12 protein-coding genes, 1 tRNA gene and 1 pseudogene are annotated in these 15,331 nt (G+C 67.8%); 9 read left to right on the top strand and 5 right to left on the bottom strand.

What is annotated here, in order from left to right:
- Positions 1 to 3: 3 nt before the first annotated feature.
- On the top strand, positions 4 to 966 hold the full coding sequence (locus ACWDX6_RS08910; RefSeq protein ID WP_451484246.1) for an ArsA family ATPase: 963 nt from the start codon (positions 4 to 6) through the stop codon (positions 964 to 966).
- Between the two features lie 77 nt (positions 967 to 1,043).
- Positions 1,044 to 2,387, top strand: a complete 1,344-nt coding sequence (locus ACWDX6_RS08905; RefSeq protein ID WP_451484333.1) for an ArsA family ATPase — start codon at positions 1,044 to 1,046, stop codon at positions 2,385 to 2,387.
- 59 nt (positions 2,388 to 2,446) lie between these two features.
- Here the strand turns inward: ACWDX6_RS08905 and ACWDX6_RS08900 are convergent, their stop codons facing one another.
- Positions 2,447 to 2,791 (bottom strand): WhiB family transcriptional regulator, encoded by a 345-nt coding sequence (locus ACWDX6_RS08900; RefSeq protein ID WP_026058363.1) that lies wholly within the window; start codon positions 2,789 to 2,791, stop codon positions 2,447 to 2,449.
- A gap of 526 nt (positions 2,792 to 3,317) precedes the next feature.
- Here ACWDX6_RS08900 and ACWDX6_RS08895 point away from each other — a divergent pair.
- Positions 3,318 to 5,558, top strand: coding sequence for a transglycosylase domain-containing protein (locus ACWDX6_RS08895; protein WP_451484245.1), 2,241 nt, complete (start codon positions 3,318 to 3,320; stop codon positions 5,556 to 5,558).
- An 88-nt stretch (positions 5,559 to 5,646) separates the two neighbouring features.
- Here ACWDX6_RS08895 and ACWDX6_RS08890 read toward each other — a convergent pair whose 3' ends face one another.
- Positions 5,647 to 6,111, bottom strand: coding sequence for a GatB/YqeY domain-containing protein (locus ACWDX6_RS08890; RefSeq protein ID WP_451484244.1), 465 nt, complete (start codon positions 6,109 to 6,111; stop codon positions 5,647 to 5,649).
- A gap of 122 nt (positions 6,112 to 6,233) precedes the next feature.
- Between ACWDX6_RS08890 and ACWDX6_RS08885 the strand changes: the two genes are divergently transcribed.
- The 3 genes from ACWDX6_RS08885 to ACWDX6_RS08875 all read left to right on the top strand — a co-directional run bounded on the left by ACWDX6_RS08885 (position 6,234) and on the right by ACWDX6_RS08875 (position 8,715).
- Positions 6,234 to 7,172 (top strand): metallophosphoesterase, encoded by a 939-nt coding sequence (locus tag ACWDX6_RS08885; RefSeq protein ID WP_451484243.1) that lies wholly within the window; start codon positions 6,234 to 6,236, stop codon positions 7,170 to 7,172.
- A gap of 166 nt (positions 7,173 to 7,338) precedes the next feature.
- Positions 7,339 to 7,412, top strand: a tRNA-Pro gene (locus ACWDX6_RS08880).
- 238 nt (positions 7,413 to 7,650) lie between these two features.
- Entirely contained in the window at positions 7,651 to 8,715 is a 1,065-nt protein-coding gene (locus ACWDX6_RS08875) for a hypothetical protein (RefSeq protein ID WP_451484242.1), read from the top strand.
- A 171-nt stretch (positions 8,716 to 8,886) separates the two neighbouring features.
- On the opposite strand, the gene ACWDX6_RS08870 is transcribed toward ACWDX6_RS08875, so the two are convergent.
- The 3 genes and pseudogenes from ACWDX6_RS08870 to ACWDX6_RS08860 form a co-directional block, all read right to left on the bottom strand.
- Positions 8,887 to 9,375, bottom strand: a complete 489-nt coding sequence (locus tag ACWDX6_RS08870) for a hypothetical protein (protein ID WP_451484241.1) — start codon at positions 9,373 to 9,375, stop codon at positions 8,887 to 8,889.
- Between the two features lie 2 nt (positions 9,376 to 9,377).
- Positions 9,378 to 10,313, bottom strand: a complete 936-nt coding sequence (locus tag ACWDX6_RS08865; protein WP_451484240.1) for a DUF6192 family protein — start codon at positions 10,311 to 10,313, stop codon at positions 9,378 to 9,380.
- Between the two features lie 165 nt (positions 10,314 to 10,478).
- Positions 10,479 to 11,764: pseudogene (locus ACWDX6_RS08860) on the bottom strand (LacI family DNA-binding transcriptional regulator); the annotation flags it as partial.
- Positions 11,765 to 12,036: 272 nt separating this feature from the next.
- Here ACWDX6_RS08860 and ACWDX6_RS08855 point away from each other — a divergent pair.
- The 3 genes from ACWDX6_RS08855 to ACWDX6_RS08845 are packed head-to-tail and all read left to right on the top strand — an operon-like array spanning position 12,037 to position 15,263.
- The gene (locus tag ACWDX6_RS08855; protein WP_451484239.1) at positions 12,037 to 12,792 is read left to right on the top strand and encodes a creatininase family protein; all 756 of its coding nucleotides are present in this window, start codon (positions 12,037 to 12,039) and stop codon (positions 12,790 to 12,792) included.
- Positions 12,793 to 12,848: 56 nt separating this feature from the next.
- Positions 12,849 to 14,525: an Eco57I restriction-modification methylase domain-containing protein gene (locus ACWDX6_RS08850; protein WP_416506922.1), complete on the top strand. Its 1,677-nt coding sequence runs from the start codon at positions 12,849 to 12,851 to the stop codon at positions 14,523 to 14,525.
- A 12-nt stretch (positions 14,526 to 14,537) separates the two neighbouring features.
- Entirely contained in the window at positions 14,538 to 15,263 is a 726-nt protein-coding gene (locus ACWDX6_RS08845; protein WP_416506923.1) for a PaeR7I family type II restriction endonuclease, read from the top strand.
- The last annotated feature ends 68 nt before the right edge of the window (positions 15,264 to 15,331 follow it).

Raw genomic sequence — 15,331 nt, 5'->3', positions numbered from 1 at the left:
GGCGTGAGCAGGCTCCAGGTCGTCAGCGGCAAGGGCGGTACCGGTAAGACGACGGTCGCCGCCGCCCTCGCGCTCGCCCTCGCCACGGAGGGCAAGCGGACCCTTCTCGTGGAGGTCGAAGGCAGACAGGGCATCGCACAGCTCTTCGAGACGGAGGCCCTTCCGTACGAGGAGCGCAAGATCGCCGTCGCCCCGGGCGGCGGCGAGGTCTTCGCGCTGGCCATCGACGCCGAGCGCGCCCTCCTCGACTACCTCCAGATGTTCTACAAACTCGGCAGCGCCGGCCGGGCCCTGAAGAAGCTCGGCGCGATCGACTTCGCGACGACGATCGCCCCCGGCGTACGCGACGTGCTGCTGACCGGCAAGGCGTGCGAGGCGGTCCGCCGGCGCGAGAAGCACGGCGGTCACACCTACGACCACATCGTCATGGACGCGCCCCCGACCGGCCGGATCACCCGCTTCCTCAACGTCAACGACGAGGTGGCGGGCCTCGCCAGGATCGGCCCGATACACAACCAGGCGCAGGCCGTGATGCGGGTGCTCAAGTCCCCCGAGACGGCCGTGCACCTGGTGACCCTGCTGGAGGAGATGCCGGTCCAGGAGACCGCGGACGGCATCGCGGAGCTCCGGGAGGCGGAACTGCCGGTCGGCAACGTCATCGTGAACATGGTGCGTCCGCACGTGCTCGACGAGGCGGCGGTACGGGCGGCCTCCGGCGACCACCGGGACGCGATCGCGAGGACCCTCGCCGCGGCGGGCGTCAGCGGCGGTACGAAGCTGGTCGGCCCCCTCCTCGAACAGGCGGCGGACCACGCCCAGCGCGTGGAGCTGGAGCGCGAGCAGCGGGCGGTCCTCGCCGGGCTCGGCGTGCCGTCGTACGAACTTCCCTTCCTGGGGGACGGGGCGGACATCGCCGGCCTGTACCGGCTGGCGAAGGAACTGCGGAAGCAAGGGGTGGGCGCGTGACGGCGAAGGACGTGACCCCGGGTCCGGCGAAGGACGTTGTCCCGGCCCCGGGGAACGGGCTCGACATGCCGGTCCCGATGAACAGGCTGGACATCCCGGTCCTGGCAAACGGGCTGGACTCCGCGCCGGCCCTCGAGCTCGATCCGCTCATCGACGACCCGGGCACCCGGATCATCGTCTGCTGCGGCGCCGGCGGGGTCGGCAAGACGACGACGGCGGCGGCCCTCGGCGTACGCGCGGCGGAGCGGGGCCGGAGGGTGGTCGTCCTGACCATCGACCCGGCGCGGCGGCTCGCCCAGTCCATGGGGATCGACTCGCTCGACAACGTCCCCCGCAGGGTGGAGGGCATCAAGGGCTCCGGCTCGGGCTCCGGCGAACTGCACGCCATGATGCTGGACATGAAGCGGACCTTCGACGAGATCGTCGAGGCGCACGCCGACCCCGAACGGGCCAGGGCGATCCTGGAGAACCCCTTCTACCAGTCCCTGTCGGCCGGTTTCGCCGGTACGCAGGAGTACATGGCGATGGAGAAGCTCGGGCAGCTGCGGGCCCGCGACGAGTGGGACCTGATCGTCGTCGACACCCCGCCGTCCCGCTCCGCGCTCGACTTCCTGGACGCGCCGAAGCGGCTGGGGTCCTTCCTCGACGGGACGTTCATCAAGCTCCTCATGGCGCCCGCGAAGATGGGCGGCCGGGCGGGGATGAAGTTCCTCAACGTCGGCATGTCGATGATGACGGGGACCCTGGGGAAGCTGCTGGGGGGTCAGTTCCTGAAGGACGTACAGACCTTCGTGGCCGCCATGGACACCATGTTCGGCGGCTTCCGGACCCGGGCGGACGCGACGTACAGGCTGCTCCAGGCCCCGGGCACGGCGTTCCTCGTGGTCGCGACGCCGGAGCGGGACGCGCTGCGCGAGGCCGCGTACTTCGTGGAGCGGCTGGCCGCCGAGGAGATGCCGCTGGCCGGTCTCGTCCTCAACCGCGTCCACGGCAGCGGCGCCGCCCGGCTGTCGGCCGAACGGGCGCGGGCCGCCGCGGAAAATCTTGACGAGGGGCGCATTGTGGATCAGGGGGCCGGGAAGACTGCTGGGCGTGGCCCCCGGGAGACTTCCGCGGAGCCGTCGGACACCGCCACCGCCGCCGTACCTCCCGCACGACCTGTCACACCCGAGACACCCGAGGCTGCCCCCACAGCCGAGCACGACCCGGATGTCCAGCAGTTGACCGCGGGGCTGCTCCGTCTGCACGCCGAACGGATGCAGGTCCTCGCGCGCGAACAGCGCACGCGCGACCGCTTCACCGCGCTCCACCCGGAGGTGGCGGTCGCCGAAGTGGCCGCGCTGCCCGGCGACGTACACGACCTCGTCGGCCTGCGGGCCATCGGTGACCGGCTCACGGCCGGACGTACGCGCTCGGCCTGAGCGGTACGGGACGTCCCGCGGGTCTGCCCCACCGCGGTGTACGCCTCGTACGTCAGCAACTAGCCCACCGCGGCGTACGCCTCGTACGTCGCGTCGTCCTCCATCGCCACGGGCAGCAGGCCCGCGCCGCGCTCGTACTCCGTACGAGCCGTCTCCAGCAGCCGCCGCCACGAGGTGACGGTCGGCCGTCGGCGCAGCAGGGCACGGCGCTCACGCTCCGTCATGCCGCCCCACACGCCGAACTCCACGCGGTTGTCGAGCGCGTCGGCCAGGCACTCGGTCCGCACCGGGCACCCGGTGCACACCGCCTTCGCCCTGTTCTGCGCCGCACCCTGCACGAAAAGTTCATCCGGATCGGTAGTGCGGCAGGCCGCCTGCGCACTCCAGTCAGCTACCCAGCCCATACCGGCGCCGTCCTCTCCCGAATCGAGGCTCCCCCACGGCGGTAGCGGCATATTCACCGCTACCAGTTGGTGACGTTACGGAAGGTGGGCACAGCGCAACACCCCCTTCGGGCCCAATCTTGAATGGCCCGAACGGACTATGCGTACGCGGCAGATCACCCAGGGGAGTGACCCGAGGACATGCGTGCCCAAACCGGCATACCGGCACGGTTCACGCTTCCGCGACAGGGTCACCGGGGACTTCGGGTGACGCATGGGGCGGATTCGGGCATGGCTTCCCACGATTCGGGTTCATGGGTGTCCACACCGACGTCACGCCCGGCCCTGGGATGCGGGACCACACTGCTGTGACAGTTGAGAGCAGCTTAGGCCAAGGCCTATACGCGTGTCCGGCAAATGAGAGCGGTGACGCCCCGCGCGTCGCCGGACGCCCACGCCCTGGGCGGATGTCACGGTCTGGTACGCGAACGCTCCGAGAGGCCCCCGCTCCTGCGGAACGCCACCCCCTACGGATTAGGCTGCCCCCATGGCAAACAAGCGCTCGGGTGGAGGTCTGACCGGGACCCAGCAGGCCGCGAAGTTCCTCGGTGTCAGCGTGCTCGCCGGGGCCGTGCTGGCGGGCATCGCCCTGCCCGCGGCCGGGGCACTGGGGCTGGCGGCGAAGGGCACGGTCGAGGGGTTCGACGAAATCCCGTCCAACCTGAAGACACCGCCGCTGAGTCAGCGCACCACGATCCTCGACTCCGAGGGCGGCCACCTCGCCACCGTGTACTCGCGCGACCGGAAGGTCGTGCCGCTGGAGAAGATCTCCCCGTACATGCAGAAGGCGATCGTCGCGATCGAGGACTCCCGCTTCTACGAGCACGGAGCCGTCGACCTCAAGGGCGTGCTGCGCGCGATCAACCGCAACGCCCAGTCGGGCGGCGTGGCACAGGGCGCGTCCACGCTCACCCAGCAGTATGTGAAGAACGTCTTCGTGGAGGAGGCGGGCGACGACCCCGAGAAGGTCGCCCAGGCCACCCAGCAGACCATCGGCCGCAAGGTGCGCGAACTGAAGTACGCGATCCAGGTCGAGGAGGAGCTGGGGAAGAAGAAGATCCTCGAGAACTACCTCAACATCACCTTCTTCGGTCAGCAGGCGTACGGCATCGAGGCTGCGTCCCAGCGCTACTTCTCCAAGCCCGCCGCCGACCTCCAGCTGGAGGAGGCCGCGATGATGGCCGGCCTCGTCCAGTCGCCGAGCCGCTACGACCCGGTCAACGACGTCCAGGAAGCCACCAAGCGGCGCAACGTGGTGCTGCAGCGCATGGCCGACGTGAAGGACATCAGCCAGGCCGAGGCGGACCGGGCCAAGGCCACGCCGATCAAGCTGAAGGTGAAGGCGCCGCGGAACGGCTGCATCACCGCGGTCGACGGCGCCGGCTTCTTCTGCGACTACGTCCGCAAGACGATCCTGACCGACCCGGTCTTCGGCAAGACGACCGAGGAGCGGCAGAAGCTGTGGAACCTCGGTGGCCTGACCATCAGGACCACGCTCTCCCCGCGGGCGCAGGAGGCGGCGAACGCGGCCGCCGTCGCCAAGATCAACGAGGACGACAAGGTCGCCGCCTCGGTGGTCCAGGTCGAGCCGGGCAGCGGCAAGATCCTGTCGATGGGTCAGTCCCGCCCGTACGGCCTGGACCAGAAGCAGCACCAGACCACGCTCAACCTGGCCGTCGGCAGCAAGATGGGCGGCACCACCTACGGCTTCCAGGTCGGCTCCACGTTCAAGCCGATCACGGCCGCGGCGGCGCTGGAGAAGGGGCTGAGCCCGGCGCAGTCCTTCGCCACCCCGTGGAAGATCACGCTCCCCATGAACTCGTACACCACCTGCGCCGGTGGCCCGGCCGGCACCGGCGACTGGGTGCTGCAGAACGAGCTGGAGTCCGAGGCCGGCAGCTGGGACATGACGAGCGCGCTCGGCAAGTCCATCAACACGTACTTCGCGAAGCTGGAACAGATGGCCGGCCTCTGCGAGACGATCGAGATGGCCAAGAAGATGGGGTACGAGCGGGAACTCGGCAAGAAGCTCAAGGAGCTTCCGTCGATCACCCTCGGCGGCCAGGAGGCCACCCCGCTGGACATGGCCGCCGTGTACGCCACCTTCGCCAACCGGGGCACGTACTGCACGCCGATCGCCATCGAGTCGATCAGGACGGCGTCCGGCGAGAACCTGAAGGTGCCGCGGACCGAGTGCTCGCGCGCGATGAGCGAGCGGACCGCCGACACGATCAACCAGATGCTGAAGGGCGTCGTCGAGGACGGCACCGGTACGAAGGCCGGTCTGAGCGACCGCGACAACGCCGGCAAGACGGGTACGACGAACGACCGCAAGGACGCCTGGTTCGTCGGCTACACGCCGAACCTGTCCACGGCGGTGTGGGTCGGTGACGACGTCGGCGAGAAGACCTCGATGTACGACATCGTCATCGGCGGCGTGACGTACGACAAGGTCTGCGGTGGCTGCCTGCCCGGCCCCATCTGGAAGATCGCGATGACAGGGGCGCTCAGCGCCTCCGAGACGCCGAGCTTCGCTCCCATCTCCGTACCGCGCGGCGACAAGCCCGAGGACAAGGAGAGGGACAGGAGGCCGGGCGGCGGCGACAAGCCGGGCGACCGCGAGCCGGGCGACGGCGACGACGGGCTGCCGGAGATCACCATCCCGCCGGACCTGATCGGCGGAGGCAACGGCCGCGGGAACGGGAACGGCGGGGGCAACGGCCGGTAGGACGACGACGGCGTACGACACGTGTGAGGGGCGCCCCCCGGTCCGGGGGGCGCCCCTCACACGTACGTCCGGCGAAACGGCCGGGGCGTCAGCCCGCGAGGAGCTTCTTGACGGTCGCGGCGACCCGCCCGCCCTCGGCGCGCCCGGCGACCTTCGGGTTCACGATCTTCATGACGGCGCCCATCGCGCGCGGCCCCTCGGCGCCCGCACCCGTGGCCTCGGCGACGGCCGCGGCGACGATCTGCTCCAGCTCCTCGTCGCTGAGCTGCTGCGGCAGGTACGCGTCGAGGATGACGCCCTCCGCCTTCTCCCGCTCGGCCGACTCGGCGCGACCGCCCTGGGCGAAGGCCTCCGCGGCCTCACGGCGCTTCTTCGCCTCCTTGGCGATCACCTTCTGCACCTCGTCGTCGGAGAGTTCGCGCTTGGTCTTGCCCGCGACCTCCTCCTTCGTGATCGCGGCGAGGGTGAGCCGCAGCGTCGAGGAGCGGAGCTCGTCGCGCTCCTTGATGGCGGCGTTGAGGTCGTCCTGCAGCTTGGCCTTGAGCGTGGTCATGGGGCCAAGTGTGTCAGGTGGGACGCGCTGCCCGCCCGCGCATTAACGCTCGTGCGACGGGACCGCCCCCGGGTGGCCGCCCGCACGGCCACGGAACCGGCTCCGTCTGCGACGATGGGTAAATGCGCGCACGGTACGGGATCCCCCTGAAGATCACGGCAGGTCTCACGGCGACGGCTGCGGCCGGACTCGTCTACGCGGCGGGCTTCGAGGCCCGCTCGTTCCGGCTCCGACGGGTGACGGTCCCCGTCCTCCCGCGCGGCATGCGCGATCTGCGGGTCCTTCAGGTCTCCGACATCCACATGGTCTGCGGTCAGCGCAAGAAGCGGGCGTGGTTGCAGTCGCTGGCGGGCCTGCGCCCGGACTTCGTCGTCAACACCGGCGACAACCTCTCCGACACGGACGCGGTGCCGGAGGTCGTGGACGCGCTCGGCCCGCTGATGGAGTTCCCGGGCGTGTACGTCTTCGGCTCCAACGACTACTACGGCCCGCGGCTGCGCAACCCCGCCCGCTATCTGCTGGAGAAGGCCCAGGGCCGCCACGGCCTGAACGGCAACGCGCCGGCGGTCGGCGCGATCCACAACCCGTGGGAGGGCATGCGCGACGCGTTCGACGCGGCGGGCTGGGTGAACCTGACGAACACCCGCGGCCGGCTCAAGCTCCCCGACCTGGAGCTCGCCTTCACCGGCCTCGACGACCCGCACATCAAGCGCGACCGCTACGCGAACGTGGCCGGCGGCCCCGACGCCTCGGCCGACTTCTCGATGGGCGTGGTCCACGCCCCGTATCTGCGCACGCTCGACTCCTTCACGGCGGACGGGTACGAGCTGATCCTGGCGGGCCACACGCACGGCGGCCAGCTGTGCGTCCCCGTCTACGGCGCCCTCGTGACCAACTGCGACCTGGACACGGACCGGGTCAAGGGCCTGTCCACCCACACGGCGGAGGGCCGGACGTCCTACCTCCACGTCTCGGCGGGCTGCGGCACCAACCGATTCACCCCGGTCCGCTTCGCCTGCCCACCGGAGGCGACCTTGCTGACGCTGACGGCGCGGGGCTGAGGGGGGGGCGGTCGCGATCGTCTTCAGCGGCGCCCGGCCTCATGATCATCGGCCTGGACCGCGCCCGACCTGCGGCGCTGGACCGCGGAAACCGGATTTCGTCTCCGGGCGCCGGTGGGCTAAAGTAATCGATGTCGCCGCGACGTGAAGTACAGAGCAGCGACATCGGGGTGTAGCGCAGCTTGGCAGCGCGCTTCGTTCGGGACGAAGAGGTCGTGGGTTCAAATCCCGCCACCCCGACAGCTGAAACACCAGGTCAGGGGCCTGATCCACTCTGTGGATCAGGCCCCTGATTCGTTCCCAAAGATCGTTTGGGAGAAATCTGGGAGAAGATCTTGGTCGGGGTCTCCCGACGGAGAGTGCACTATGCCGCGTCAGGCGGGTAAGGCCCGATCCAGGGTGCGTACGCGTTTGCGAAACCAACGGTGTCAGTGGTGCCGTCTACCCTTGTGGGATCAGTGACCCCAGGAGGTCCGGGTTGGCAGGATTCAAGATCAACAGGCGCGCCATCGAGAAGATGCAGCGGGAGATCGCCAAGGAGTTCGAGCGAGCGAACCGCAAGCATCCCGTGCGCGTTCCCGTCGAGGTCGAGGGGCCGAGCCTCGGGACACTGGCACTGTCCAGCGCGAGCGGGATCGAGAGCGACCCGTACCTCTCCCGGCTCCTGATCTGGCTGTACGACGCCTCCCGCCGCAGCCCTGGCCACTTCGTCGACGTAGCCGACTTCCTCGAATCCGAAGGGATCCCGACGACCGAGGCCGCAGAGATGGCGCTCCGGCTGAAGAGGCTCGGGCTCGTACAGGTCGTAGAGACCTTCGACAGCACCGACTCGGAGGTGTATCCCTCGGACGACGGTGTGCTGGAGGCCAAGCGGCTGCTGGACCTGCGGACTGACGCAGTCGCTCGTTTCCGGCACGCCTGCGAGGTGCTACTGCAGTGGGTACTGCGTACCGGCGGCAGGGACGCCGCCGTCGCGGTCCTGTCGTACGCGAACGATCCCCAGTGCAGCTTCGCCGGGGATCTTCTGGCCGAGGACGAGGTCCTCAGCGCCCTGGATTACCTGGCCGACAACGGCCTCGTGCAGATCCATTCCACGGACAACGGTGCCACAGTTCGGATCACCGCAAACGGCACACGTTGCGTACTCGCCGGAGGAAGCGTGAACGACTACCTGAGCCGTCGGCCGAACGGCGGCGACACCTACAACATCACCAACTCGCAGGGCTTCGTCGCCGGCTCTCAGCAGCACGTCCTCCAGAACAACCACGTCGGCCTGGACGCCTCCAAGCTCGCGGAGTTCGCCCAGATGGTCAGGCAGTTCGCGCCGACCCTGGGCGCTGCTGACGACCAGCAGAGCCAGATCATCTTGGACGCCGAGGTGCTGGAGGAGGCAGCTAGCGCCGACCAGCCCGAACCGGGCAGGGTCCGCGCCGCGTACGAACGGCTGCAGACAGCACTCACGGACATCGGGACGGCGACTCCCGGGCTGGCCATGCTCGTGCAGGCGGGCCAGAGTGCGTTCCAGGCGGCTTTCGGCGGCTAATTTCGCGGCCGAGGCCGGTGGTCGGACCCGGCTGCCCGCGTCGCCAACGGACTCCAGCACTCAAATGGACCGGCGTAACTTGCTGACGGGCCTAGGCAAAGCGATCGTCGAACTGGCGGGGTGGGTCCACCCTGGATGTGGGCCCACCTCGTCCCGCGGTTGATTGTGCGGTCAGGTCTTCCGGCTCCTGGACGTTGCCGGAGACCTCTTCGCGGGGGTTGTTGCCGCGGCCTTCGCCGCCGCAGTCTCTGGGGAGAAGCCGGCGGCCTTGAGGATATCCATCGCGTCGAAGATGGACTGCAACTGTTTGGTCAGCAGTGTCACCGTGAGGAGTTCTTGTGATTCGGGTGGCAGCTCCTTCAGCGAGGACTTGTAGATGCGCACGGCCTGCTTGTACAGGGACTGCAGGCGCTCGGCCGCGTAGGCCGTGCACTTGTCGGGGTCAAGGGTGACCGCGTAGTGGCCGCGGTACCTGACGAAGCTCTTCCTTTCAGCTCCGCACTTCACGTCTCGGATCCAGCTCTTGCCTCGCTCGAACTGGCCCCTGGTGTTCCGGCCGATGGCCCGCTCCGGAGGGAGGCCGTCCTCTCCGGCCTTTGCCACCCGACTCCAGATGTCCTCTCCACTGTCGTGCGCCGCTTGGCGGCGCGTTGTCGTCATGCTTACTCGCCTTCTTCGTCCTTCATCAGGCGCGCGAGCGCCTTGTCCGGGTCAGTCTTTCCGGTCATGATGGCGGTCTCGCACCAGTCGAGCAGCATGCGCGCCTTGTGCACGTTGTCGAGGACCGCCTGCTTCGTTTCCTCGGTGTAGTCCTGGGTGTGGACCTCGGGGATGATCCGCTGGAGCGAGACGGAGAAGGAGGCGAACGCCCCGATCAACCGCAGGATCTCCATCGGTGCCTCGCTGTATTGAACGCCGAGGGGAGCGGCTTCTTCTTCGAACTCCTCCTCTACCTCTTCGGCATCGTCCGCCGAGGCCAGCTCGGCTTCGGCTTCCGCTGCCTCGTCGACTTCGCGCCAGTGCTCGTACTGTGCCTGGCGCATCAGGTGCCGGGCGTGCTGGTCGGATGCGAGTCGAGCCCGGACGTCCGGGCGCCCGAGCATCTCGGTGACCGCCTTGGCTGCGTCTTCATCCGTGTGGAGCAGGCGCCGAGTGTGAGCGAGACGCTCTGCCTGGTTAGTCGGCGTCCCGACGGCGCGGTTCGCGACCTTCTGAGCCTCGTTCACCGTCCAGCGGTGTTCCTTGGTAAACGGGTCATATGGGTCTTTGCGGATCAAGACGTACCGGCTCGGAACGTAGGCCAAAGTTTCGTGCACCGTGAAGCTCACATCCTTCCGACGCTTCGCCTTCGGCCACTGCCCTGCGACCCAGTAGTAGTGGCGCAGCGTCTCCGGATTGGCGCCGATTTGGTGCGCCAGGATCTTGATCACCTGGTTCACCTCGCCGTGTCCACGGCTGTGCCCATCAAGCGCCTCAATGACGAGATCTCCGAGAGCCCACTGGATCCCGGACTTCTCCTTCATCAGCTTCCGCCCGCGGCGGACGATCTTCTCCCACGCGGTCTTGGTGTACCCGTCAGGGACAGTCAAGGTCGTCACGAGGAGCCTCCTCGCGTGTCGGATATGGGCCCATACATATCTGTCGACAGTGCTACCGCGTCGCCTGTGCCCAATTTACTCCGGTTTGCCCTGATAATCGCTCTAATGTTGCATTACCAGCGGCGGAGAAGTCCTGCGTGGCAGGGGCGGTGGAAGGATGATCGGTCAAGATCGCATCTGATCCGTGCTGAGCGAACGAGCCCCGACCGAGAGTCGCGTACAGCTCCTCGGTAGCCGTTGGCGCCGGGGCCAGGATGAGCAGCATCGCCGCCCTCGCGGGAAGACAGCGGTGCCCCGCAACAGTGTTGCGGGGCACCGTGGAGCTATCGGAGAGCGACCGCGCCGTGCGCGCAGAAGGTCGTTGAGGGCGCGCACTGGTGACGTCGGGCACAGGGCCAGGCGGGCGTCGAGGGCCGCCTCCCACTGCTGGGTCAGGCCGACCATGAGACGTCGGCGCATGCCGCGGGTGACGTGGGCGTAGCGCGCAGAGACCGAGCCGTCGAGGTGGCCCATGCGCTCGTCCATGAGCACCTTCTCCGTGCCCAGGTCCTCCATCATCGTCCGGTGGGTGTGACGGAGGCCGTGAGGTGTGAGGCCCTTGGCGACCGGGAGCCAGCAGGCATCGGCGCGATCGGTGGCGCCCCGCCCTCGGGCGGGGACGCCGGGCCACGGCTCGCCGAGGATGGGCACGGGCCTGGCCTCCTGCGGGGCCTTCTTCGGGTACCAGCCGGAAGCTGCTGGGGTGAACAGCAGGTCGCAAAACCGTTCCTGCGCCAGTGGGCCGCCTGCCCCGAGACCGCGCCGCCCCGCACGAACCCGAGATCGGCGATCGCCTTCTCAACCCGCATCCGCGTGGCTTCTGCGACGCGGTCGGGGTGGTTGAGGACGTTGGACACCGTCCCCGTCGAGACCCCAGCCAGCCGCGCGACGTCGACGAGCTTGGCGCCCTGGTGGCCCCCGCTCCGCGCTGCCCCCTGGCCTCGGAAGACGTATGTCCGCCCGTGGCAAGGGCAGGGGGTCGGCTTCGTGCGCGCAATGTGGTCGAAGACCAGGGCCGACAGCCAGTCCATCGCGTCGATGGTCCGGTAACTGTCGTCCTTGGGCGGGCAGCGCACCAGCTCGCCGGTGTCCAGCTCGTACAGCTGCCACTCGACGCGAAACGCGCCAGGCCGGACGAACTCCGTCTCCAAGCCGACGACTTCGCCCCAGCGCTTGCCCGTGTAGCCCTTGAGGACCACGGCGACGAACTCGTCGTCGCGGCCGGACAGCAGGGAGGCCCGCTCGGCGGTCAGCAGGATGCCGAACGCGTCGGTGACGACCTTCTCAGGCCCGCGGTTGCGGGAGCGGCCGGCTCGTTTACCGAGCCCGCGCCGCCTGGCGGCCGGGTTGGACGTGATCAAACCCTCGTCGATCGCGTCCTCAAAGATCAGGTGGAGTGTCGAGCGCCAGGCCAGCCGTGCAGGAGCGGGACCGAGGGCTGTGTCTCGCCCGGCTCGCCACGGCCAACGCGATCCTGGAGGACGTGGAAGGCGCGCACCAGGCCGGCAGAACAAGCCCTCGGCATCGCCCACCGGACGGGCTCCACACGGATCCTCGACGAGTTGTACCGGCTTCAACCGCGTCTTGCGCGCTGGCGCAAACTGGTGGAAGTTTCGGAACTCAACAGGGAGTTAGACCTGACGAAGCAGGTCACCCCCTAGTCGACCGAAGGAGAGCCGTGAACTTGCTGCCGACCGCCACGAGCACCGATGTCCAGGAGCTGCAGCCCCGCGTCGCCGTGCTCCCAGTCGGCTCCTTCGAGCAGCACGGCAAGTACCTCCCATTGATCACCGACACGGCAATCGCGTGCATCGTCGCCCAGGAGATCGCCGACGCCTACCCCGTGCATCTCCTCCCGCCCATCACCATCTCGTGCAGCCACGAGCACGCGGCGTTCCCCGGCACGGTCAGCATCAGCGCCAGAACCCTGTACGCCGTGATCGACGACATCCGCGCCTCCCTCGCCCGCTCGGGCATCCACAAGCTGGTGATCGTCAACGGCCACGGTGGGAACTACGTCCTGTCGAACGTGGTGCAGGAGGCCAACGTCGACGGCCCGGCGGTCTCCCTCTTCCCCCTCGGCCCAGACTGGGACCGTGCCCGCGAGTATGGCGGCCTGGAATCGGACAGGCACGCGGACATGCACGCCGGCGAGATCGAGACGTCGATCCTGCTCCACGCCGCTCCCGAGCTCGTCCGCGAGGGATACGGCAACGCGGACCACGGCGCAGCGCGTCCCTTCCTCCTCGTGCACGGGACCAGCAACTACACAGAGACCGGGGTGATCGGCTTCCCTTCGCTTGCCTCTGCGGGCAAGGGCAAAGCCGTCCTGGAAAGCCTGACGGAGGACTTCGCCGTGCACCTCAGCGCGCTCGGCGAGGCAATCGCGCCCACCCGCCCGACGCCGCCGACCGTATCTCGCAATCCTGTTATTGACTGACTACGCTCTGTGGATAGAAGTCAGGCTTCAGGAAGGTTCGGCGGTACTGTCCTTGCGTGGCAACTATCGCGCTGATCAGCACCGACGACCTCTCCCTTCCCGAGTCTCTGCAGGAGGCCGTGGAGCACGGTGAGGTGTTCACGCGTGCCTGGGTGGTCGAGCTCATCCTGGACCTTCTCGGTTACACCGCAGACAAGGACCTCTGCGATCTGAGGCTCGTGGAACCGGCCTGCGGCGGCGGTGCATTCTTGACCGTCGTCGCCTCCCGAATCAGCGCGTCATGCCACACGCACCAGCGCTCCATCACAGATGCGATCGACGCCGTCCGCGCCTTCGACCTGCTGGACCGCAACGTCGAACAGAGCCGAACGCTGATCGCAGAAACGCTGCAAGAAGAAGGCTGGGAGCCAAAGGACGCGAGGAAGGTCGCCACAGCCTGGGTGACGCAGGGCGACTACCTGCTGCAATCGGACGCCGAGCATCGCGCCGACTACGTCGTCGGTAACCCTCCGTACATCCGGCTCGAAGACGTTCCCGACGACCGGATGGCCGCGTACCGCCGGGCCTGCTCCACGATGGGTGGCCGGGCCGACGTCTACATCGGCTTCTACGAGGTGGCCTTGCGTAGCCTCAACCCAGACGGCCAGCTCGGCTTCATCTGCGCCGACCGATGGATGCGGAACCAGTACGGACGGCGGCTGAGGCAGCTGGTGACCAAGCACTTCAGCATGGACCTCGCCCTCGTGATGCACGATGTCGACGCCTTCGACGATCAAGTTTCGGCCTACCCCGCGATCACCCTCATCTCGAACAGGCCCCAGGGCTCAGCGGTTGCCGCGGACACGAACCGGTCCTTCGGAGCGGAACAAGCGCGGGACTTCACCAATTGGTACCTGGAGGGGAAGCCGCTGACGGTCGCCACGGCTTCCTACCAAGCCGCTCGCATGCCTCACTGGTTCCCGGAGGAGGATTCGTGGCCGGCCGCTTCGCCAGCGAGGCTCGCCGTCCTTGAGGACCTAACCGAACGCTTCCGGCTCCTGGAGGACACCGAGACCGGAACGAAGGTCGGGATCGGCATCGCCACCGGCGCAGACAAGGTCTTCCTCACCAAGGACAAGGACCTGGTCGAGGAAGACCGTTTGCTCCCCATGGCCATGGTCCGCGACACCGCCAGCGGCACGATCACCTGGGACGGCACCCACCTGGTGAATCCCTGGACGGAGAGCGGCGACCTGGTCGACCTCGACGCGTATCCGCGTCTCGCCTCCTACTTCGAGAAGCACGGCGAAGCCCTGCGCAAGCGCTACGTCGCGGTCAAACAGCCTCAGCGCTGGTACAAGACCATCGACAAGGTCGACCACCAGCTCACCCATCGCCAGAAGCTGCTGTTTCCGGACATGAAGCTGCGGATCCACCCTGTCCTCGATCAAGGTCGCCTGTACCCTCACCACAACCTGTACTTCATCGTCTCGGACGTCTGGGACATGCGCGTACTCGGTGGCCTACTGCTGTCCAAGGTCGCGGAGGCATTCGTGGAGGCGTACGCGGTCAAGATGCGAGGGGGCACTCTCCGCTTCCAGGCGCAGTACCTCCGGAAGATCCGCGTCCCAGACCCGGCGGCGATTAGTGAGAGCGACCAGACCGCTCTCGCCGAAGCCTTCGACAACCGGGATGTAGAGGCTGCCACCGAGGCCGCTTTGCGTGTCTACGGGCTCGCCGAGCTGCCTGACTAGGAGGAACGGATCTTGACGGTCACCCGCCAAGACTTCGAAGACGCCATCGCGGCGTACTGGGGCGCTAAGGAACTTCAGAGAGAGCAGTCGGCGATTAAGGCCGCTGTGGGAGCAGGCACAGCAGGTTCCGTACGTGGCGGCAAGCACTTCGACGCCATCGCCATCCTGCTGTCGAAGTTCTTCCTCGAAGCTGGGTACCCGCCAGAGAGCATCCGTGTCACCAAGTCACAGGGGCTCGAACTGCCCGGCTACTACCGGCCTCAGAAGCAATGGGACCTGGTCGTCGTCCACAGGAACACCCTCGTGGCCGCCTTCGAGTTGAAGGCCCTCGGCGGCCCGTCCTTCGGCAACAACTACAACAACCGAGTCGAGGAAGCGCTCGGCAGCGCGATTGACTTGCGCCATGCAGCCTTGGCTGAGCTGTACCCAGGAGAGGAACCATGGCTCGGATACTTCTTCATCATGCAGGACGAGGCGGGCTCTCGTAGGCCGGTCAAGCCGGCCAAGGGCGCCTTGCCCGTGGAGGACATCTGGCATGGGATGTCCTACCAAGAGCGCTTCGGTGTCTTCTGCCAGAGACTCCTGTCCGAGCGGCTCTACAACGCCGCGTGCTACATCACCTCTTCGGCCGCCGACCCGAAGCCACATGAGCCCGTCGACAAGCTCGACTGGCGCCACTTCTCTGCGGCCATAAACGCGCGGCTCGCCTATCTCAAGGACCTCGGCTTCCCTGGATAGCTACCGCGTTTGCGACACCGCTGACACAGCACCCGCTAGCCGTACAGGTGCTGTGTCACACCACGCCT

The sequence above is a fragment of the Streptomyces sp. NPDC003027 genome, assembly GCF_053591435.1.
This window is presented reverse-complemented; position numbering and strand designations above follow the sequence as displayed.